Genomic DNA, 19,135 nt, shown 5'->3' with positions numbered 1-19,135 from the left:
TCACTTCGCCACGGCGGCGATTCGGCGCCGGGCCATCCGCGTGCGAGTGATGATCCACAAAGCTTCGATGCCGTCCCAGGCGGTGATCTTCTTGCCTTGCTCCCGCCCGCGGGCGTGGTACGAGACGGGGACCTCGTACGGCCGGTGGCCCATCCGCAGCAGCTTGCCCGTCGCCTCGGCCTCCATGCCGAAGCCGGCGGACCTGATGTCGAGCCGGCGGTAGAGCTCCAGCGGCATCAGCTTGAAGCAGGTCTCCAGATCGCTGATGTAGGAGTTGAACATCACGTTGGCGAAGGTCGTCACGAACTTGTTGCCCATGACGTACCAGAACGAGAACGAGGAGTGGCTGCCGAACGTGCGGGTGCCGTAGACGATCTCCGCCTCGCCCGCGATCACCGGAGCCAGCAGGCCCGGGATCTCCTCCGGCGCGTACTCCAGGTCGGCATCACAGATGATCATGTAGTCGCCGGACGCCGCCTCGGCGGCGGTGCGGATCGCGGCTCCCTTGCCGCGGTTGCGGTCATGGGAGATCACCCGAACCCGGGCGTCGGCGATGGCGGCCAGCACGTCCGCGGTACCGTCGCCGCTGCCGTCATCGACGATCACCAGCTCGAAGTCAACCGGGTAGGCGACGCCGAGCACCCGCTTGACAGCGACCTCGATCGTCTTCGCCTCGTTGCAGACGGGCATCAAGATCGACAGCTTCATGCAAACCCCTGATACATGTTCACGTTCCCAGGACCGCGCCGGAACACGTCGATTCTCGACCACGGACGGGACATCGATGAAAGCGGCCCGCGCGCTCAGGCTTCACTGTCGGGAGCGGGCTGCTTCTCATCGATGGGTGAGGGGTCGCGCGGTGGGGGTGGCAGGTGCGCGGACGGGTCCGGGCAGATGACGTAGGTGAGCCCGGGATGCGGACCGGCCGGCGCCCGAGGCCACGGCGGCCCGGCTGGCCACGGCGCCGGTGGCGGGTACGCCTGTGCCGGCACGAGCGTCCCCGCCGGCAGGACGTAACCACCGGCCCAGGCCGGCGCTGGCGGGCGAGGGACGAAATAGCGGTTGGCCGGCGGGACAACCAGGAGTACCACGACCGCGATGACGAGCATCAACTCGAGGCCGGTGCCGGCGGCCATGCCGAGGAAATAGCCGTCCTCGAACGGCAAGCTCTCGGAGTAGAGCGTTTCGAGGAACCGCGACTCCTCCCACGGCTCCTCGCCGAGGTACGGCTCCTCGGGGGCGGACGCCAGGAAGATCGGGGCGACCGCCGCGCCGCCTATGCACGGTGCGGCACACAGCAGGATGTGGGCGCCGGCCGCGACGAAGACCATGATGCGTGCCACGTTGCTGCCCCGAAACATGGGCACCGCGGTTGCCGCCAGGCACACCGCCACGACCAGGATCAGGGCGCCGGTGACCACCGAGGTGACGACGTTGCCGGTCCGCTCGGCGCTCACCTCGTCCGGGTCGGCATCCGGGACCATTTCGGCGACGCGGGAGATCTGCCCGTCGAAGTACACCGCGTACGCCACGGTCAACCCCACCATGACGAGCAGCGCCAGGACCGCCGCGACCTGGAGCCAGAAGGCGACTGTCACCGACGCCGGCCGCCGCGGGCGAGCCGGCCGCTCGGCAAGGGTGGGCATGGTTTCACTGATCACTGTGGACCGCCGCTCAGCCGAGAACGAACTTTTCCCAGGGGCCGATGGCCCCGCGATTGGCGATCAGCGGCTTGGCGCCGGCGCTTTCGGCACAGACGTAGCCCACCACGCCCAGCAGGGAACCACAAGTCAGCGCCAGCACAGTGATACCGGCACGAAAAGGCGTGCGCATCCCAGGGCCCCCGTACACGAAAAGAGACCGGCCTTGAGCCAGGTCGCATCGATCCAAACATGTCCGAGGCTCGGCGGCACTATCCGAACGGCTCTTCCCCGTCATACCCGCGAACTGGTCGAGGGGTCCGGCGCGTACTCGAGCACGACCGCCTTGAGGTAGCGCGGCGTGGTGGGCAGATCGGCCGCGCCCACCGCGAACATCAGCGGGCTGCCCGGGGTGCCCGCGATCCCGTGCAGGCTCATGCCGGCCGCGTCCGGCGGCTGCGGCGCGGGCGTGCCGACCCACGCGCCCGCGCTGTACGCGGCGAGCGCCGCGCTCGAGGCCTGGGAGTTGGCGATCAGCCACGGCAGTCCGGCCGGGTCCGTCGCCAGGTCGGGCAGCTCGCCCTCCGGCGCGTCGCGGAGCACCTCGAAGGAACCGCTGCCGCCGCGCACGGCCAGCCCGCCGTCGCCGACCGCCCACAGCTCGCCGGACGAGCGGCCGGCGAGGGCTCGGAACATCGAGTCCCGTTCGTTGAGGCCTACCTTGACGGTGCGCCAGTCCGCGCCGTTCCAGTGGAAGAGCAGCGGGCCCTTGAAGCCCTTCCACGCGCCGTTGCCGGCGGCCCAGACGTCGTTCGGGGCAAAGGCTTTGATCGCGGCGAAGGTGCAGAAGTTCGGCATGCCACCGAAGGACGCGCCGCCGGTGCGGCATTCGGCGGGCGAGCGGTGCGACCGCCACGAGCGGCCGTCCCACTGCTCGACGATCACGTCGCTCTGGCGGTTGCCCACCACCCACGGGTGTCCACTCACGACGGTGAGCCCGGTGATCAGCACGTAGCTCTCGCCCTTGCCCCGCGGAAACGGCACCTCGCGCCAGGCCGTCCCGTCGTAGTGCAGGACGTGCGTCACCTGGTCCTCGGGACGGGGAGCGGCGGTGCTGCCGACAACCCAGACGTTCGAGGGCGAGTCGGCCGCGACAAGGTCGAAGCGACCCCGCCACGCGATCGGCGGCAGCGCCGCGCGGGTCCAGCGTGTCCCGTCCCGCTGCAGGACCAGCGGGGTGCCGGTGTCGTCCGGCCGATCGGGCGAGTACGCCTCGCTGCCGACGGCCCACGCGTGCGTGGCGTCGACCGACGCGACGTCCCACAGCACGCTCGTCGGCCCGGCCAGCTCCGGCAGCGCGGCAAGGCGCCAGGCCGGTGCCGGTGCGCCGGTGACGGCGGCTTCGGGCGACCCGCTCCCGGTGCTCGGGGACGGTCCCGGGGGTGATGTCGAGGCGCTCGGGCCGGGATCGCCACCGGTGCACCCCGACACGACCAGGACGCCGACCAACGCCACGACAATCTTGCGCATGGCGCCGATGGTGGCAGGGCGGCGCCACCCGTCGATCAGCGCTGACAGCGTTCGCGGAGGGTGGCCAGTCCCTCGCCGGTGAGGTCGTCGAGGTGGGCGCCCCGGCCGGTCATCGCCATGACCAGCGCCAGCGTCGGCCCGGTGACGAGCGGGCCCTCGCCGGTGCGGAACGGGCCGTCGGTCGCTTCCAGGCGCAGGCCGCCGATCCGGCCCTTGGCCAGCACCATCATGTCGGAGCCGCGGTAGTACTCGGCGAGGCGGGTCAGCGTCGGCGTCGGGTAGGCCTGGCGGATGCCGAGCGGCCGGCGGATGTCCTCGCCGTGTACCACCGTCTCGCCCAGCATCGCCACGACCGGTATCGGCGGCTTGGTGGTGCTCTCGACCACGGCCCGAAACCTCTCCAGCGTCTCGGCGCCGGTCGTGCCGAGGTGTTCGGCGAGCCGCATCGCGACCTGCCGGTCGAAGTCGAAGCGGCAGCGGATCACGCCGGCGAGCCAGCGCAACGGCGTGAGGCTCGCCGCGGCGGTCAGGTGGGCCAGCACCTCGCGGACGGTGAGGGCGGAGCAGAGGGAGGGCGTCGCCCAGTCCGGCTCGGCCAGCCGCGCGAGATCGTCGGCGAGTGCGGCGCGCTCGGCGTGGACGAGCGGCCAGATGTCGTCGGTTGTCATGCGATCGGTTGTCATGCGAATGGTGACCGCGGCGATGGGGCACAATCGTCGCTCGTGAACGAGGATTCTGATCTGGTCCGGGCCCGGGCCGGGGACGACGCGGCGTTCACCCGGCTCGTCGCTCCGCTGCGTGGTGAGCTGCACGCCCACTGCTACCGCATCCTCGCCTCCAGCCACGACGCCGACGACGCGCTCCAGGACGCGCTGCTGCGGGCCTGGCGCGGGCTGACCGGGTTCGAGGGGCGCAGCAGCCTGCGGTCGTGGCTCTACACGGTGGCCACCCGCACCAGCCTGGACCTCGCCGCGCGGCGTGGCCGGCGGGCGCTGCCGGTCGACCTCGGCCCGGCCAGCGCCCACCCGGTCGTCGAGGGCAACGAGCCGGTCACCGAGGTCGCCTGGCTCGGCCCCTACGCCACGTACGAGCGGCGGGAGGCGGTGGAGCTGGCATTCGTCGCGGCGCTGCAGCACCTGCCCGGCAACCAGCGGGCCGCGCTGGTGCTCTTCGACGTCGTCGGCTTCACGGTGAGCGAGATCGCCGCGATGATGGAGACCTCCACGACGTCGGTGAACTCCGCACTGGCCCGCGCCCGCCGGGTGTTGGCGGAGAAGGCGCCCGAGCCGAGCCGGCAAGCCGCCGCCCGCACGCTTGACGACGCACGCCTGCGGCGGATCGCGACCGAGTTCGCCGGCGCGCTGCGGCACGGCGACGTCGACGGCCTCGTCGCCCTGCTGACCGAGGACGTCACCTGGTCGATGCCGCCGCTGCGGCACTGGTACCGGGGACGGGCCGCCGTGGCCGGCTTCGCCGTCGCCGTGCCGATGACCCTCTGCCCCAGCTGGCGGTACCGGCCGGTGAGCGCCAACGGCCAGCCGGCGGTCGCGTTCTACGTCGGCCCGCACGCCGGCGCCGAACACGGCGCCTGGTCGATCACCGTGCTCACCCTCGACGGCGACCTGATCTCGGACATCGTCTCGTTTCTGGGCGCGGAGCACTTCGAGGCGTTCGGCCTTCCGCCGGCGCTGTAGCGGCTGCCCCGTTCAGCGCAGCAGCGGCCGCGGGTCGAGCACCGCCCACAAGCGACGGAGCCACGGCATCCCGGCACGCACCTGGGCACGCACGTGCGCCGCGGCCACCCACGCCTGGTCGCGCAGCCCGGGGTCGGGCTCCTCCGGGGCGTAGGCCGCCCGGTCCACGGCCGCCGCCAGAGCCGGCAGCGCGCCCGCCGCGCCGCCCGCCAGCGCGACCTCACCGGTGGTCCGCGCCGGCCCGACGTGTACCCCCGCCTCCTGCAGCCGGTCCAGCGTCTCGCGCCAGGCGCCGAGGACGGCCTGCCGGTCGGAGCGGGCGCGGCGGCGGCGCACGCGGCGGATCGCCTTCGCCGCCGGCGGTGCCGCGAGCAGCAGTACCAGGATGCCGGCGCCAAGGGCGACCACCAGCGGCGTGGCCGGCCCGGCGGCGGTCTGGTCGGCACCGGCGGCGGCCTCCTCGCCGTCTTCGACCGCGGGCTCGGCGGCGGCCGGCGGGGGTGTCTGGTCGGCGTCGCGCAGCGGGTCGTCCAGCGGGGTGCTGCGGGACGCCGCCGGTGGCGCGTCGGGCCGGGTGCCGATCGGGTTCTCGCGAGGGCTCGGGTCGATGCTGATCCAGCCGAGGCCGTTGAAACGCACCTCGACCCACGCGTCGACGTCCTTGCCCTCGGCCACGAACGCTTCCCCGTCGTACCGCGCCCGCAGCCCCATCACCACCCGCGCGTCGAAGCCGAGCTGCCGGGCCATCGTGGCGTACGCGCTGGCGTACTGCTCGCTCGTGCCGCGCTTGTCGGTCAGCAGGCGCTGGATCCGGAAGTAGCCGTGGCCGCCGGCGGCTTCCGCGGACTGGTCGTACCGGAAGCCGCCCTCCGTCCGGAAGTGCCGGTAGAGCGCGAGCAGCTGGTCCGACCCGGCCGGCCAGCCGGCGACCGCGGTGTCGAGGAAGCTGCGCAGCTGCGCTGGCGGCGCGGGCATCGTCCCGGGTGCGGCTGCCGGGTCGGCCGCGAGGACCTCGTCGAAGCTGGCCTCGGTCACGACGGAGGTCGCGGTGTACCCGTCCGGCGGTGCCGTGTCGGCGGGCACCGCGACGTCGCCGGTGGCCTCGTCGACGCCGAGCCCCGGCACCGACAGCCCGGTCGGGCGGCCCGCGGTCACCAGCCAGTCGAGCTCGCCGGCCTCGACCCGCACCCGCTGCGTCACCGTGAGCCGCCGCTCGGATGCCGGGCCACCGGCGGGCAGGGTCGTGCCGGCTCGGCGGAAGTCGCCGTCGACGGTCCAGTAGACGCCGTCGAAGCGGGTCAGCGTGGCCATCCGCAGCAGGCTGCCGGGGCGGGAGGTGGTGCCGGTCAGGCGGAGCGCCTGCGTGCCGTTGCGCAGGGCGAGGTACTGCTGCAGCGGGCTCACCCCGGTGCGTGGCTGGATCGGGCCGGCGATCAGGTCGCGGGGGTCGGCCGGCGGGCGGCCGAGGCTCGGTGCCGCCGGGCCGATCAGTGCGGCGGCGACGACCGCGACGGCCGCGGTGAGCGCTCCGCCGGCCAGCGCGGCCAGCGGCGGTGGCGCGGGGCGCGCGGCGATCAGCAGGGCCACCAACAGGGCGACCAGCGGCAGCGGGTACCAGCCGGGCAGCGGCGGCCCGGAGGCGCCCAAGGCCAGCGCGAGCAGCAGTCCGGCGAGCGGCGGAGCGGCGGCGGTGAGCGGACGGGTGGCGTACGCGGCGAGCAGGCCCGCGGCGAGCGTCAACCAGCCTGCCACGACCGCGGCGGCTGCGAGGGGTGGGCCGGCCGGCTCGGCGGGTACCGCGCCGGTGAGCAGCTGCCACGGTCCGTCGAGCACGCCGGCGCGGGTGCCGGTGAGGATCATCGCGGTGAGCACCACCGCGACGGCGCCGGCCACGGCCACCAGTGCGGACGGCAGGCGCGGGAACGCCGCCGCGGCCAGTGCGACGAACCCGGCCGCGGCGCACGTGCCACCGAGCACGAGGAGGAAGTCGCCGGTCATGCCGCCGAAGGCCGGCCCGAACGCCGAACCGGCGAGCACGCCGAGCGCGACCGCGACGGCCACTCGCAGGAAGCTCATCCCACGTCTCCGTTGATCATGCGGTGCCAGGCGGCGGTGGCCTCGACACCCGAGCGGGCGCTCAGCATGGCCATGCCCGGCCGGCGCCGGATGCCGCCCGTCTCGGTGGCCGGGTCCAGCACGGTCACCACGACCGGCGCGAAGCGGCGGCGCTGCTCGGCCAGGCGGGTCATGGCGGCCGGCGGCAACGCACCCGTGACGGCAACGAGCGCCCCACCGGCGGGTATCCGGTCCAGCGCGTCGACAAGCGAGGCGGACTCGGTGCGCTCGGCCAGCGCCAGCCGGTCCAGCGGGCCGGTGGCGCCGGACGCGGCGACGTCGGCCGCTCGCTCGCCGAGAATGTGCAACGCCACCGGGCGACCGATCCGCTCCACCGCCCGCACCACGGACGCGGCGAACTCGACGGCGTGCTCGAAGGCGTCGGCGTCCAGATTGGACGGATGCGTGTCGAGTACGACGGTGGTGGTGGGCTCGGTCGTGTCGACGTGCTCCCGGACGGTCAGCACCCCGGTGCGAGCCGTGGAGCGCCAGTGGATCTGGCGGGGGTCGTCGCCGGGCACGTACTCGCGCAGCGAGGAGAAGGTGACCGTGCCCAGCCGCGCGTTGTCGAAGTTGCGCCCCTCGTAGTCGAGCACCACGCCGACCGGCAGCGGCCGCATCTCGTGCACCCGCGGATGCACCCAGAGCACGCCGTCGGCGGTCTGCCGCTGCCGCCAGGCGAACAGGCCGAGCGGGTCGCGCCGTTCCACGGTCAGCGGCCCGAGCCGCAGCCGGCCCCGGCGGGCGGCCCACACCGGAAAGTGGATGGTGCGGCGGCCGCGGCCGGCCAGTGCCCGCACGGCGAGCGGGACCTCGACGCCGCCGACCAGGTCGACGGCGGTGAAGCCGGGCGCCGGCCAGCGCGAGGTGTTGCGCAGGTCGAGGCGGCCTTCGGCGGGTTCGCCGACGGTCACGCGGTCGGGGTGCACCGCGCGGGCGAGGGTGACGGACGGCCGCAGCGCCACCGCCAGCGTCGCGACCACGAGCATGGCCAGCCCGCCGACGGCCAAGGCCACGAGCACGCGGTACCCGAGCGCGAGGCCCAACGCGTATGACGCCAGCGCGCCGGCGGCGACGGCGATGCCCGTACCCGTGACCGTCAGCCGCCTCACGTCCGGCCCGCCACGACCGGCGTCGGTACGGCGACCGAGTCGAGCACCTCGGCGAGGACGGCGGCCGGCGTCACGCCACGGACCTCGGCCTGCGCGGCCACCACCAGCCGGTGGGTGAGCACGGCCGCCGCGGTGGCTTTGACGTCGTCGGGCACCACGAAGTGCCGCCCCGCGCAGACCGCGTGCGCCTGCGCGGCCCGCAGCAGCGCGAGGCTGCCGCGCGTGCTCGCGCCGAGCCGCAGCGCGTCGTGGTGGCGGGTACCGTCGGCGATCAGAGCGATGTAGCGGGCGATCTCCGGCGCCGTGTGTATGGTGGCGACGGTCCGCCGGACCTGGTCGATCTGCTCCGGCGAGGTGACCGGGCGCAGCACCGGGACGGCCGCGCGGGACCGCCCGGTCAGGATCTCCTCCTCGACCGCCGGGTCGGGGTGGCCCAGCGAGATGCGCATGAGAAACCGGTCCAGCTGCGCCTCGGGCAGCCGGTACGTGCCCTCCAGGTCGATCGGGTTCTGCGTGGCCACCACGAGGAACGGCGACGGCACCCGGTGCGCGACGCCGTCGATCGTGACCTGGTCCTCCTCCATCACCTCCAGCAGCGCCGACTGCGTCTTCGGCGAGGCGCGGTTGATCTCGTCGGCCACGACCACGTTGGCGAAGACCGGACCGGGCCGGAAGTCGAACGCGCGGCGCTCGGGATCCCACACGGACACACCGGTGATGTCGGTCGGCAGCAGGTCGGGCGTGAACTGGATGCGGTGCGACGTGCCGCCGATGCTCGCCGCCAGCGCCTTGGCCAGCGACGTCTTGCCGGTGCCCGGCAGGTCCTCGATCAGCAGGTGGCCGCCGGCGAGCAGGCACGACAGCGCCAGCCGGATCGCCTCCGTCTTGCCGCGCAGCACCTGCTCGACGTTGGCGGTCACCGCGTCGGCGACCGCGCGCGGGCCGGTGACGGTGGTGGGCACCCGGATTTCCTGCGGCGGAGGGGGATATACGGTCATGCGCCTGTTGTCCTCACTTGCTGGGTAGGGTCACGCACGGGAACGGCGGTACGTCGCTCGGCGGCGAGGCCGTGACGCCCACCGCGATGACGAGGTAGCAGGACCGCCGGCCGGGCCGCAACCCCTTCACCTGGTACGACGTCGCGTCGGCGGCCAGCTCTGTCGACAGTGGACGGATGCCTTCGCCGCTCACGTCCAGAACGAGGTAGTAGTCGAAGCCGGGCAGCGCGGCCGCCCTGCCGGTCCAGGAGACCGTGGCGACCCCGGTCGTCGTGTCGACCGTGGCGGTGGATGCCACCGGGTACTGCTGGGCGGCCGGTGGCGGGGGCGGCTTGCCGTCCGGTGCGGCGCGCAGGGCGAGCAGGACTCCGCCGCCGAGGCCGACCACCGCGGCCGCGACACCGGCCAGGATCAGGCGGCGCCGGGAGCGGCGCGGGGGCGGCTGCCGCGGCCGGTCCTTCAGTCGCCGTGCCGACGTGAGCGTCGCCGGCGCATCCGCCGGCGCGGGCAGAAACGGCGACCGGGCGGCCGGCGGCGCGGTGTGCCCGGCGGCGCCGGAGCGGGCGAGCGCGCCCCACCCGGCGGCGACGTCCGTGGCGGACGGGCGCTGCTCGGGCACCTTGCGCAGGCAGGCAGCCAGCAGGTCCCACACCGGATCGTCGAGGCCGTCCGGGCGGGCCGGCTCGCCGTCGAGGTGCGCGCGGACGAGCGCGTCGACGTCGTCCGCCTGGAACGGTGGCCGGCCGGCCAGCAGCTCGTACGCGGTGATGCCGAGCGCGTAGATGTCGGCGGCGGGCGTGGGCGGCCGGCCGGCGACAAGCTCCGGGGCCAGGTAGGCGGGCGTGCCGATCGGCTGGGTGTGTGCCGCGCCCTCGACCGCGCGGGCGATGCCGAAGTCGGACAGCAGCGCGATCGGCCGCCCGTCCCGCTCGGTCACCAGCACGTTGGCCGGCTTGACGTCGCGGTGCACCACCCCGGCGGCGTGTACCGCCGCGAGCCCACTGGCCGTCTGCGACAGCAGCCCGGCCGCGTCGGTCACCGCGATCGGACCGCGCCGGGCCAGGCGGAGCAGGTCTTCGCCGTCCACAAGGTCCATGACGATCGCGAGCTGGCCAGCCTCCTCCACGAGCTGATGTACCCGCACGAGGTGCTCGTGGCGGACCCGCAGCAGCACCCGGTACTCGCGGAAGAAGCGGGCCACCGCCTGCTCGTCCTCGATCAGCCGCTCGCGCAGCACCTTGATCGCGACCCGCTCGCCGTCGGCGATCCGCCGGGCGGCCCATACCTCCCCGCTGGCGCCGGAGCCGATGCGGGTCTCCAGCACGTACTGCCGGGCCAGTTCGCGCCCCTCCGGCGCCGCTGGGCCGGGCTCGGCCGGTGGCTCGGCCGCCGCGCGGAGGGCCCGGGCGAGCGCGGCCGGCGTGGCGGGCCGGTCGGACGGGTCGATGGCAAGGGCGGTGCGCAGCAGGTCGACGACGGCGCCCGGCACCGGCTGGCGCATCTGCGGCGGGCTGGCCGCCAGCAGGCGGGACAGCGTGCCGGACCCGCCGCGGAACGGCGGCCGCCCGTCCAGGAGGGTCCACAGTAGACAAGCGCAGGCGTACACCTGGCCGGCCGGCGTCCACTCCTGCCCCCGAGCACCTCCGGCGGCTCCAGGCCGGTGCCGGTGCCCAGCGACGCCTCCAGCTCGGCCAGCGAGGGCGGCAACGGGGTGTCCAGCGCGACGGCCTGCGGCCCGGTGCGCAGCAGGCCGCGTGGCGGTCCGACCACGCCCCGGTCGGCGAGTGCCGCCAGGCCCTCCGCGGCCGCCTGCGCCGCGGCGACCACCTCGGCCAGCGGAAGCGGTCCGGCCAGCGCGGGGCCGGGGTCGGGCAGCAGGACGTAGGGGCGGCCGGCCGCGTCCGCCCCGTGGTCGACGATGGGCAGCACGAGCGCCGGGTCGATCCCGGTCAGGATGGCCTCCAGCTGGCCGCACTCGGCGCGGACGCGGCGGGCCGAGACGGGATCGAGCTCGGCGGTGACCAGCAGCAGCCGCAGGCTCGGGCCGTCGGGGTACGGCGCACCGGCGCGGCCGCTATGGGAGAGCCGGAAAGGGGTTGCGACAAGCGCACGCCTGGGATTTCGGGCAGCGACATGACCAGGGTGGTTACCTCGTTGCGGTCGGCGTCCGCCGAGTGATCAAGGGGGAGGGGTGCTGATCGCGCACCACCGTACCGCAGCGGCTGGGATCCATAGGTACGCGACATTAGGCCGGTGCGGGGCGAGGCGAAATGGGAACAGTTTCCCAGCGGCTCACCGGTGGATCAGGCGAAGATCCTCTTTGGTGATCAGTCCGGTCGTCAGCGCGTATTCGGCCAGCGCGCTCAACGCATTCCAGCCCTGCATGTTCGGCACGCCGGCCCGGACCAGCCGGGAGCGGAGGTACTCGATCCGCTTGACCAGCGTGGTGCGCGGCCAGCCGAGCCGGGCGGCGGCCGCGGCGTACGACTTGGGGTTGGGGTCGTAGCGGTCGCCCTCCTGCAGGTAGCCGGCGAACAGCGCGACGAGCGCCAGCCGGTCCTGCTCGTTGACCAGCACTCCTTCGCCGGCCGACGTGGGCTGGCCGGTCACCGCGGCGACGTCCGGCTGGGCCGCCGGCTCCGGACCGTGCAGCACCAGCTCGTGGCTGCGGGCGCCGTCAAGGACCACGCGGACCCGGCCCTCGATCGCCGCCCGGCTGCCCGGCGCCAGCACGCTGCGCAGGCCGAAGCGGTCGACGACGGCGAGCGGCCGGCTCCCACTGCGGTTGGCCAGAAACCAGACCGAACCGTCGCGCTCGATCTCGCCGGCCAGCCGGGAAACCGAAGAATCGTCCGGCGCGATCCGCAGGGTGCAGCTTTCCGCCCGACCGAATGTGAATGATTCTCCCGGCCGTACGTCGTAATTGCTATCGCCCGCGACAACCCGCAGGTCAGCGTCGCTCATGGTGCGCTCCTCGACAGTTCTGGGAACCCCTACCCATTCAACGGATCGCTCTCACTTTGTAGCCTGTCCCCGCACGCGGGCAAACCGGCCGAAGGGATCCCCAGTGAGGTTGACGTGGTTGCGCGCCCCGAAGCGTCCCGCGGGCCGGGCCGGCGCCGCACTGCTCACGGTCGCCACACTCGCCGGCATCCTCACCGCGGCCGCCGGGATCGGATACACCGCGAGCCGGCCGCTGCTCGGCGACGGCTCCGCCTTTCTCGGCAAGGGGCACACCGTCGCCCACGTCAACGGTGAGACGGGCAAGTCGGACGCCGAGGTCGCCATGCAGCTGGCCACCGGCAAGGAGACGCTGCAGCCGGTGCGGATGCCGGACGGCCGGCTGGCGATCGTCAACAAGGACACCGGGACCGTGTCCTACCTGGACGCCGCCACGCTCGCCCCGGACGCGCCGGCGGAGCAGCGCCCGACCTCCAAGGGGCGGATCGAGCCGGTGCCGACCGAGTCCGACGGGTACCTGGTCGACCAGGAGCGGGACACGGTCGAAAAGATCACCAAGCCGGGCCAGAGCCCGCCCCGCCGGTCAGCGTTCCGGACGGCATCAAGGCGGTCGTGCCCTGCGCCGACTCGGTCTGGCTGACCACCGAAAAGGACGAGGTCGTCGAGGTCGTGTCCGGGCGGGAGGTGCGCCGGTTCCGCCTCGGCGCGCCGCTGCTCGGGCTGACCGTCTCCGACTCGCACCCGATCGCGGTGACCGCCGACGGCACGGCGTACATGATCGACGGTGAGACACCCCGCGCGGTGGGCAAGCTCGGCATCGCGGGTACCGCGGTGGTGCTCGGCGCGTGGCGCGGCGCCGGCCGGCACGTGCTCGCGGTCGACCGGGCCAGCGGTACCGTGGCGGCGCTCGACCCGCGCACCGGTCGCGGCTTCACCGTCCAGCTGAAGCTCAAGTCCCGCGGCGACCTGGCCGCGCCCGTGACCCTCGGCAGCTTCGCCTACGTTCCCGACTACGCCGGCCCCAGCCTGTGGAAGATCGACCTCGGTCGGGCCACCGCCGCGAGCCGGCCGCTGGACGTGCCGGGCCAGCCGGGGCCGTTCGAGCTGTCGGTGAGCGGCGGCCGGGTCTGGGCAAACAACCAGTACGACCGCAGCGTGCTCGTGGTGGACGCGAACGGTCACGAGCGGTACGCCGACAAGGGCACCGGCGCGGAGCTGACCGACACCGAGGGGCAGACCGGCCCGCCCGGCGGCGGCTCCCCCACCGACCCGAAGGACCCGCCGACGCAGCGGCCCCCGTCGCCGCAGGGCCCGCCGAAGGGTCCGGACGGCCGCCTGGTGACCGTGCCGTCGTTCGCGCGCGGCACCCCGCACGAGCAGGCGTGCGCGACCATCACCGAGCTGGGCCTGCGCTGCCGCGCGGTCTCCGCCGGCGACGACGAGCCCGGCGTGGACCCCGGTGACGTGCTCGGGACCAGCCCCGCGGCCGGGCGCCGGGTGCCGGTGGGCAGCCGGGTCGTGGTCCGGTACGCCGGTCCACTTCGGACGCCCGAGGTGACCGGCCTGCCGTACCGGGAGGCCTGCCGCCAGGTCACCGCCGCACGGCTCAGGTGCGAGCAGGTGGTGTCCGCGGAGGTGGCCATCGCGCCCGAGCAGCTCGGCGTCGTGTCCGCCCAGGCACCCCAGGCGCAGACCGAGATCAGCCGAAACAGCCTCGTCACCGTCACGTACCCCGACTCGATCGCCCTGCCGAACGTCGCCGACCAGGCGTTCGGAGCTGCCTGCACGCGCCTTGAAGAGCTGTACAAGATGAGGTGCCAGGCGGTCCTCGGCGGTCCGGTCACGGCCGGCAAGCAGGCTGGGCAGGTCCAGTCGCAGGAGCCGGCCGCCGGCACGGTCGCCAAGATGGGCACGACGGTCACGCTGCGGTACTACAAGGGCGAGAGCACGCCGGGCACCGTCGTCGGCGCCAACATCTCCGCCGCCTGCGGCGCCATCCAGGCCGAAGGGCTCGAATGCGTGCCGGTGGAGGGCACCTGCGCGCAGACCGTGGGCCGCCCGGTCGGCGAGGTGTACGGCCAGGACCCGCCGGCCGGGCAGACCGTGGCCGTGGGCAGCCGGGTCACGCTGACCTACTACGGCGACAAGTGCACGGTGCCCGGCTACGGCGGGCAGGGCTGGGAGGCGGCCTGCAACGACATCAACGCGCGCGGCTTCAGCTGCAACGCGGTCCCGGTGCTGAACCCGACGCCGGGTGTGGTCCTCGCCCAGGACCCGCCCGCCGGCACGTACCAACTGGGCACCCCGGTCACCATCCACTACTCGCCCTGGACGCCGGTCCCGACGGTGCTCGGCGCCGCCTACCCGCCCGGTACGCAGATCCCCGGCGCCCGCGTGATCTATCACTACACCTGCGACGCCGGCGGCGACCTGTGCCGGGGACTGCCCCGCAACGAGTTCTACTCAGGGCTGGCGCCCGGCTCTCCCACGATCGGCGCCCATTTCCGCGGCGCAGCGTACGCGGTGCTGATGACGTGCGGCACCGCCGCTGGCCAGGCACGGGTGTGGCGGACCTGGAACGGCGGCTCGCCGCGCTACTACCAGCACGTCCGCTCCGAGAGCCCGCCGCCCGCCGACGACCGCGAAGAGCTCGGCTGCGTCTGGTAGCCACCGTCGCGGTCCTTTTGAGAGTTTGATATGAGCTGCCGCGATGTCCGCGGTGGTCCGGACCGTTGCTCCCGCGGCCTCACCCTCCGCGGTCGCACACCTCAACCCCAACGGTCGCCGGGGTTGATCAGGGACCTCGTGCGTGGACACGCCGGCCGGCGCGCCCATCAACTCCCTGATCAACCGCAGCCAGCCTCGGCTCGGACCGCGACCGGGGACGGGCTGGCACCGGGGCCGGCACCCGTTTGTTCGGGCTGGCGCGGCGGCCGTGCCGGGTGGCCAGAGGGCTGGGTGGCATGGGTCGGGATCACCGCGGGCGGTCGCGGTGGCTCGCGTCCAGTTCGGGGTTCCAGACGGGCCACCCTGACCGCGGCGGACCCGACGGTCAGCCGGCTGAGCCGCACCAGTCGGTGAGGTAAGCCAGCAGCGCGGCCGGGTCCACCGGGGTTGCCCGCAGCACCGGATCGTCGCCGGCCGCGAGACCGTCGTCGGGTGAGTCCGGGTCCGGCTCCAGCAGCCACACCTGGCCGTCGCCGCAGTCGACAATGGACACCCAGCTCAGCGCGGTCACGCCGTCCGGGGCGGCGGCCTGGGTGATGGTCGTCGTGGCTCGCCAGCCGTCCGGCAGCGACTCGAGCCGGGACGGCAGCGCGCTGTGCCGGGCCCGGAATGGGCGGCCCGCCGCCGGCCCGGGCGCCGGATCCACCAGGTCGACCAGAGCGCGGGCGACGTCGCCGTCGGTGCTCACCGCGTCGAACCGGTGGTACAGCCCGTCCGCGCGATGCCACACGACAAGGCCGGCGAAGGCACCGAGCGCGGTGACGGCACGGGCGTCCGGGTCGGTCCGCTCGATCTCGTACCGGATGCCGCCGCACAGAGTGGGACCGAGCAGCGCCGCCGTCTCGGCGGGTGCCACAAGACGGCTGTCGCGTTCCTCGACGAGGCCGCGCGCGATCAGTGTGGCGAGCAACCGGTCGGTGAGGACTCGGTGGTGCTCGGCGCCCACCGTGTCGAACAGCGACGTGGTCACCCCGGGAAACCGGGAAGCGCCGAGGCGGCGGGCGAGCGCGTCGAGCTCGTCCGCGGTGACGAGAAGCGTCATGGCAGCCGGGCCAGGGACTTGAAGCCGTCGCCCACGCTGTCGATCACCCGGTCGACGCCCTTGCGCGCCTCGTTGACGGAGTCGAGGGTGAGCACGACGGCGTCCGCGCCGAGCCCGATCCCCTCGTTGATCACGGCGGCCGGCGCGGTCAACGGCGTCTTGATCAGCGCGTCCGCGGCGAGGTGGTTGCTGGCGGCGACAAGGTCCGCGAAGTCCCGGATGTCGGTCGCGACCTGCGCCACGCCCGTCTGTGGCTCATCCGCCCGCAGCTTGCGGCTGGCGTGGAGGTAGGCGGCCAGGTCGGCCAGGTCACCGGCCGGTCCCGGCGCCAGCCCGGAGACGCGGCGACCCCACTGCTTGCCCTTGCCGCCGTCGGGCGGCGCACTGTTACCCCGGTACCGCTGGATCTCGTCGATGTTGCTCTGCGCCCGCGCCCGGATCGTCTCGTAGATCTGCCGCCGCAGCGGGCTTCCGGGTGTCACGCCCGCGTCGCGCAGCGCCTTGCGCCACTCCGACCAGCCGACCGCGGAGAGGACGGCCTTCTCGCCGGATACCGTGCCGAGGATGCGTGCCCAGCGGCGCGCCCGGTCGGGCAGCGCGGTGCGGTGCCCGGTCGCCCGGTCGCTGATCTCCTTGAGCACGATCTCGCCGGCCTTGGTGACGGTGAGCAGGTTGAGCCCGGCGGCGCGCAGCGTGGGGTCGTCGGCCTTCCGGACCGCCGTCGCCATGCCGGTCAGGTAGCGGGCGCCGCCGGTCAGCGACGACTGGCCCTGCGCGAGCAGCCGCCACAGCGCCCGGGTCTGTGCCGCGACGAGGCCGGCGGCCTCCGGTGGCAGCCCGTCCGTGGGCACCGCGATCAGGGCCAGGCTCGCCGCACCGGCCGCGTCGGCCGCGCGGCGCAGGTCGGCCGCGAGCCCGCGCATCTCCTCGGGGTCGAACCGGTACACCGTCATCCGTCCGCCTCCAGCTTCTTGCGCGCGGCATCCGCCTCCAGGCCGAGCCGCTCGTACTTGTCGGCGACCGTGGCCAGGTACGCGATCAGCTCGCCGAGCCTGGCCCGGGCGTCGCCGATGCCCGAGCCGACGTCGGTCACGTCGGCCTTGAGCCGGAGGCTGGCCGGCGAGGTGAACGTCGTCGCGGCCGCCCGCGCGCCGAGGTCGGGCAGCCCGTCGAGCTTGGCCCGCGCCCTGGCCAGGGCCATCTGGGCCATCCGGGCGGCGGCCGCGTACGCCAGGTACTTGTCGGCGAAGCAAGGATTTATCATCGTCAGGCTCGCTTGATCCCTACGTGGACATGGTCGGCGTGGTCGATCCGGGCACCCCAGAGGATCTGCACCCGGAAGCGCTGCCCGTCGACCTCGATCACGTGCTGCTGGTACGAGTCCGGCCGCCAGCCGCGGATGCCCATGGCACGCGCCACGGCCCGCGCGTCGTCAAGGCCGGACCAGGTCGGGTAGTCGATGGCGTACGCGCCGGTGTGCTCCGGCCGGTGGTCCGAGGCCAGGTTCGGGTTGTGCCACTTCTCCATGCCCGGGGACAGGCCGCGCCGGCGCAAAAAGGGCGTCACGAACTGGTCGAAGATCGACTCGGTGCCGGCCCAGGGACCGCGCACCTCGACACCGGCGAACACCGGCCCCGGCCGGGCGGCTGGATACAGCTCGCGCATCAGCCCGGCCGCGTGGCGCCGAGCGACCCGGCCGTGGCCGGCCAGCGTGCCGATGAGCCCTTCCACCGTGCGGCGCGCCTCGGTACGGTCCGCGCGCAACACCCGCCGCCGCACCTCCACCACGTACCCGATGTCACGGGTCAGCAGGCGCGGCAGGCGGCGCAGCCCGTCCCAGTCATCCAGCGCGTCGGCGAGCGCGGCGCGCAGCCGCGCCTCGAGGTGCGCGCCGGCGACCTGGACCCGATGCCCGGCCGGGCCGGCGCCGAGGTCACCGGCCACGCCACGGCAGCGGTGGTACGCGTGCTCCACCACGCCGAGGTGGTCGGTCAGCTGCTCGGCAAGGCGGTGCAGCCGGTCCGGGTCGATCGCCACGGTACGGCCCGCGACAGGTGCGCCGCGCCGGGGCAGCCGCCACGGGGCGAGCTCCTGCCGGTGGCTGGCGGGGCGGGTCAGGCCGGTGCCGGCGGCGGCGAGCACCCGGGCCACGTACCCGGCCGTGGAGATCTGCCCGTCGCCGACTCCGCGCAGCACGCCGGGGTCGCGGCGCGCGCGGTCGGCCAGGCTGGGCCCGCCGTGCCAGGCCACCGCCACAAGGTCCCAGCGCTGGTACCGGTGGTGGTACTGGCTCATCAGCTGCTCCGCCCGGCGGTCCTGCACCTGCGGCGGCGCGTCCATCGCCCGGCGGTAGCCGCCGTACCCGTCCCAGGTCGAGTCGATGAACTGGTACGCGCCGCTGGCGCCGGACGCGGCGTTGCGGGCCCGGTAGTCACCGCCGGACTCGACCTGCCGCACGGCCGCCATGAAGGCATCGAGGTCACCGCGCGGCATCGGCCCGCTTCCCGGTCGTCACGGCGCGGAGGGCGGCCTCCAGCTCGGCCGCGGGCACCGGACCGACGAGCGCGCGCGGTGTCGGTTCCTCATCCGCCCAGCCGCCGGCGGGCAGGGGCGCCCCGGGCCGGTCGGCGGGTGCCGCGCCGACCCGCCACGCCGTACCGTCGCCGGCCACCACCCAGCGCAGCTCGGCCGCCTCGAACGGCCCCGCCGGCCCGTTGCCGCGGTTGCGGGCGGCTCGCACCGCGACCGCGTACCGCCGGCCATGCACCGCGGCGCCCCAGGCTCGTGCCCCGGCCACCGGCGCGCCGCCGGCGACGAGTGCCGCCACCGCACCGTCCGGATCGCCGGCCAGGAGCCGGTCCTCGGCGTCGCCGAGCGCGTCGGCGTCCACAGTGAACTCCTCGCCGCCCGCGCGGCCGCCGAGCGCGGGAAGCCGGCAGAGGTCGCGCACCACCTCGTGATGGTCCGTGCCGGCGAGGTGGAGGCGTACCAGGCCGCCGCCCTGATCGGTGAAGAGCGCCGCCGGCCCTTCGGCGGCGACCACGGCGTGGTCGGCGGCCCGGCCGTCCGCCTCCACCTCCACCTCGGCGATCAGCGACGCGGCCCGGCAGGGCACGAGCTGCCGCGCCAGCGCGGGAGCCGGCGACACCCCGTCCGCCAGGTCGGCCAGATCGCGGGCCGCCAACCCGCGCAACGCGGCCGCGTCGACACGCAGGTCCCGCGGGTCGCCGGCGGTCACGAACCGGGGCAGTGCCAGGTCCAGTACCCGGCCCAGCGCCCGGAGCTCGTCGACGGTGAGCACCACCGCGGCGCTCAT

The 19,135-nt window shown here is 74.4% G+C and carries 19 protein-coding genes; 4 read left to right on the top strand and 15 right to left on the bottom strand.

Annotated elements, in window-relative coordinates:
* The 5 genes from Phou_RS25525 to Phou_RS25505 all read right to left on the bottom strand — a co-directional run bounded on the left by Phou_RS25525 (window position 1) and on the right by Phou_RS25505 (window position 3,838).
* The gene (locus Phou_RS25525; protein ID WP_173059808.1) at window positions 1-708 is read right to left on the bottom strand and encodes a glycosyltransferase family 2 protein; all 708 of its coding nucleotides are present in this window, start codon (window positions 706-708) and stop codon (window positions 1-3) included.
* A 95-nt stretch (window positions 709-803) separates the two neighbouring features.
* A complete protein-coding gene (locus Phou_RS25520; RefSeq protein WP_173059805.1) occupies window positions 804-1,646 on the bottom strand; it encodes a hypothetical protein in 843 nt (280 codons plus the stop codon).
* Window positions 1,647-1,674: 28 nt separating this feature from the next.
* Entirely contained in the window at window positions 1,675-1,833 is a 159-nt protein-coding gene (locus Phou_RS25515) for a fascin domain-containing protein (RefSeq protein WP_173059802.1), read from the bottom strand.
* A 101-nt stretch (window positions 1,834-1,934) separates the two neighbouring features.
* Entirely contained in the window at window positions 1,935-3,170 is a 1,236-nt protein-coding gene (locus Phou_RS25510; RefSeq protein WP_173059799.1) for a lipoprotein, read from the bottom strand.
* 35 nt (window positions 3,171-3,205) lie between these two features.
* Complete coding sequence (locus Phou_RS25505) at window positions 3,206-3,838, bottom strand: maleylpyruvate isomerase family mycothiol-dependent enzyme (RefSeq protein WP_173059796.1); 633 nt, start codon at window positions 3,836-3,838, stop codon at window positions 3,206-3,208.
* Between the two features lie 54 nt (window positions 3,839-3,892).
* Here Phou_RS25505 and Phou_RS25500 point away from each other — a divergent pair, with 54 nt between their 5' ends.
* A complete protein-coding gene (locus tag Phou_RS25500; protein ID WP_173059794.1) occupies window positions 3,893-4,864 on the top strand; it encodes an RNA polymerase subunit sigma-70 in 972 nt (323 codons plus the stop codon).
* Between the two features lie 12 nt (window positions 4,865-4,876).
* Here the strand turns inward: Phou_RS25500 and Phou_RS25495 are convergent, their stop codons facing one another.
* Genes Phou_RS25495 through Phou_RS25480 form a run of 4 tightly spaced genes read right to left on the bottom strand, consistent with a single transcriptional unit; the run spans window position 4,877 to window position 10,695 of the window.
* The gene (locus Phou_RS25495; RefSeq protein ID WP_173059791.1) at window positions 4,877-6,940 is read right to left on the bottom strand and encodes a transglutaminase TgpA family protein; all 2,064 of its coding nucleotides are present in this window, start codon (window positions 6,938-6,940) and stop codon (window positions 4,877-4,879) included.
* The gene (locus tag Phou_RS25490; RefSeq protein ID WP_218579196.1) at window positions 6,937-8,091 is read right to left on the bottom strand and encodes a DUF58 domain-containing protein; all 1,155 of its coding nucleotides are present in this window, start codon (window positions 8,089-8,091) and stop codon (window positions 6,937-6,939) included. Before Phou_RS25490 ends, Phou_RS25495 begins: the two co-directional genes overlap by 4 nt.
* Window positions 8,088-9,089 (bottom strand): AAA family ATPase, encoded by a 1,002-nt coding sequence (locus Phou_RS25485; RefSeq protein WP_173059788.1) that lies wholly within the window; start codon window positions 9,087-9,089, stop codon window positions 8,088-8,090. Before Phou_RS25485 ends, Phou_RS25490 begins: the two co-directional genes overlap by 4 nt.
* Before the next feature lie 13 nt (window positions 9,090-9,102).
* A complete protein-coding gene (locus Phou_RS25480) occupies window positions 9,103-10,695 on the bottom strand; it encodes a serine/threonine-protein kinase (RefSeq protein ID WP_173059785.1) in 1,593 nt (530 codons plus the stop codon).
* 302 nt (window positions 10,696-10,997) lie between these two features.
* Between Phou_RS25480 and Phou_RS25475 the strand changes: the two genes are divergently transcribed.
* Window positions 10,998-11,267: a hypothetical protein gene (locus Phou_RS25475; protein WP_173059782.1), complete on the top strand. Its 270-nt coding sequence runs from the start codon at window positions 10,998-11,000 to the stop codon at window positions 11,265-11,267.
* A gap of 114 nt (window positions 11,268-11,381) precedes the next feature.
* Here Phou_RS25475 and Phou_RS25470 read toward each other — a convergent pair whose 3' ends face one another.
* Window positions 11,382-12,053 carry a hypothetical protein gene (locus tag Phou_RS25470; RefSeq protein ID WP_173059778.1) on the bottom strand — a complete coding sequence of 224 codons (672 nt, stop codon included), beginning with the start codon at window positions 12,051-12,053 and terminating at the stop codon, window positions 11,382-11,384.
* 103 nt (window positions 12,054-12,156) lie between these two features.
* On the opposite strand from Phou_RS25470, the gene Phou_RS25465 reads away from it, so the two are divergent.
* Together Phou_RS25465 and Phou_RS25460 are read left to right on the top strand one after the other, a co-directional pair.
* The gene (locus Phou_RS25465; protein ID WP_173059775.1) at window positions 12,157-12,690 is read left to right on the top strand and encodes a hypothetical protein; all 534 of its coding nucleotides are present in this window, start codon (window positions 12,157-12,159) and stop codon (window positions 12,688-12,690) included.
* On the top strand, window positions 12,663-14,717 hold the full coding sequence (locus Phou_RS25460; RefSeq protein WP_173059772.1) for a PASTA domain-containing protein: 2,055 nt from the start codon (window positions 12,663-12,665) through the stop codon (window positions 14,715-14,717). The genes Phou_RS25465 and Phou_RS25460 overlap by 28 nt, the downstream gene beginning before the upstream one ends.
* A gap of 385 nt (window positions 14,718-15,102) precedes the next feature.
* Here the strand turns inward: Phou_RS25460 and Phou_RS25455 are convergent, their stop codons facing one another.
* The 5 genes from Phou_RS25455 to Phou_RS25435 are packed head-to-tail and all read right to left on the bottom strand — an operon-like array spanning window position 15,103 to window position 19,135.
* Window positions 15,103-15,819 (bottom strand): hypothetical protein, encoded by a 717-nt coding sequence (locus Phou_RS25455; RefSeq protein WP_173059769.1) that lies wholly within the window; start codon window positions 15,817-15,819, stop codon window positions 15,103-15,105.
* A complete protein-coding gene (locus tag Phou_RS25450; RefSeq protein ID WP_173059766.1) occupies window positions 15,816-16,772 on the bottom strand; it encodes a hypothetical protein in 957 nt (318 codons plus the stop codon). Before Phou_RS25450 ends, Phou_RS25455 begins: the two co-directional genes overlap by 4 nt.
* The gene (locus Phou_RS25445; protein WP_173059763.1) at window positions 16,769-17,083 is read right to left on the bottom strand and encodes a hypothetical protein; all 315 of its coding nucleotides are present in this window, start codon (window positions 17,081-17,083) and stop codon (window positions 16,769-16,771) included. The genes Phou_RS25450 and Phou_RS25445 overlap by 4 nt, the downstream gene beginning before the upstream one ends.
* Window positions 17,084-17,085: 2 nt before the next feature.
* On the bottom strand, window positions 17,086-18,312 hold the full coding sequence (locus tag Phou_RS25440) for a transglycosylase family protein (RefSeq protein WP_173059760.1): 1,227 nt from the start codon (window positions 18,310-18,312) through the stop codon (window positions 17,086-17,088).
* Window positions 18,299-19,135: a hypothetical protein gene (locus tag Phou_RS25435; protein WP_173059757.1), complete on the bottom strand. Its 837-nt coding sequence runs from the start codon at window positions 19,133-19,135 to the stop codon at window positions 18,299-18,301. The genes Phou_RS25440 and Phou_RS25435 overlap by 14 nt, the downstream gene beginning before the upstream one ends.

The sequence above is a fragment of the Phytohabitans houttuyneae genome (genome assembly GCF_011764425.1).
GTDB classification, from domain to species: domain Bacteria; phylum Actinomycetota; class Actinomycetes; order Mycobacteriales; family Micromonosporaceae; genus Phytohabitans; species Phytohabitans houttuyneae.
Note: the sequence above shows the minus strand (reverse complement) of the source record. Positions and strands in the feature narration are given on the sequence as shown.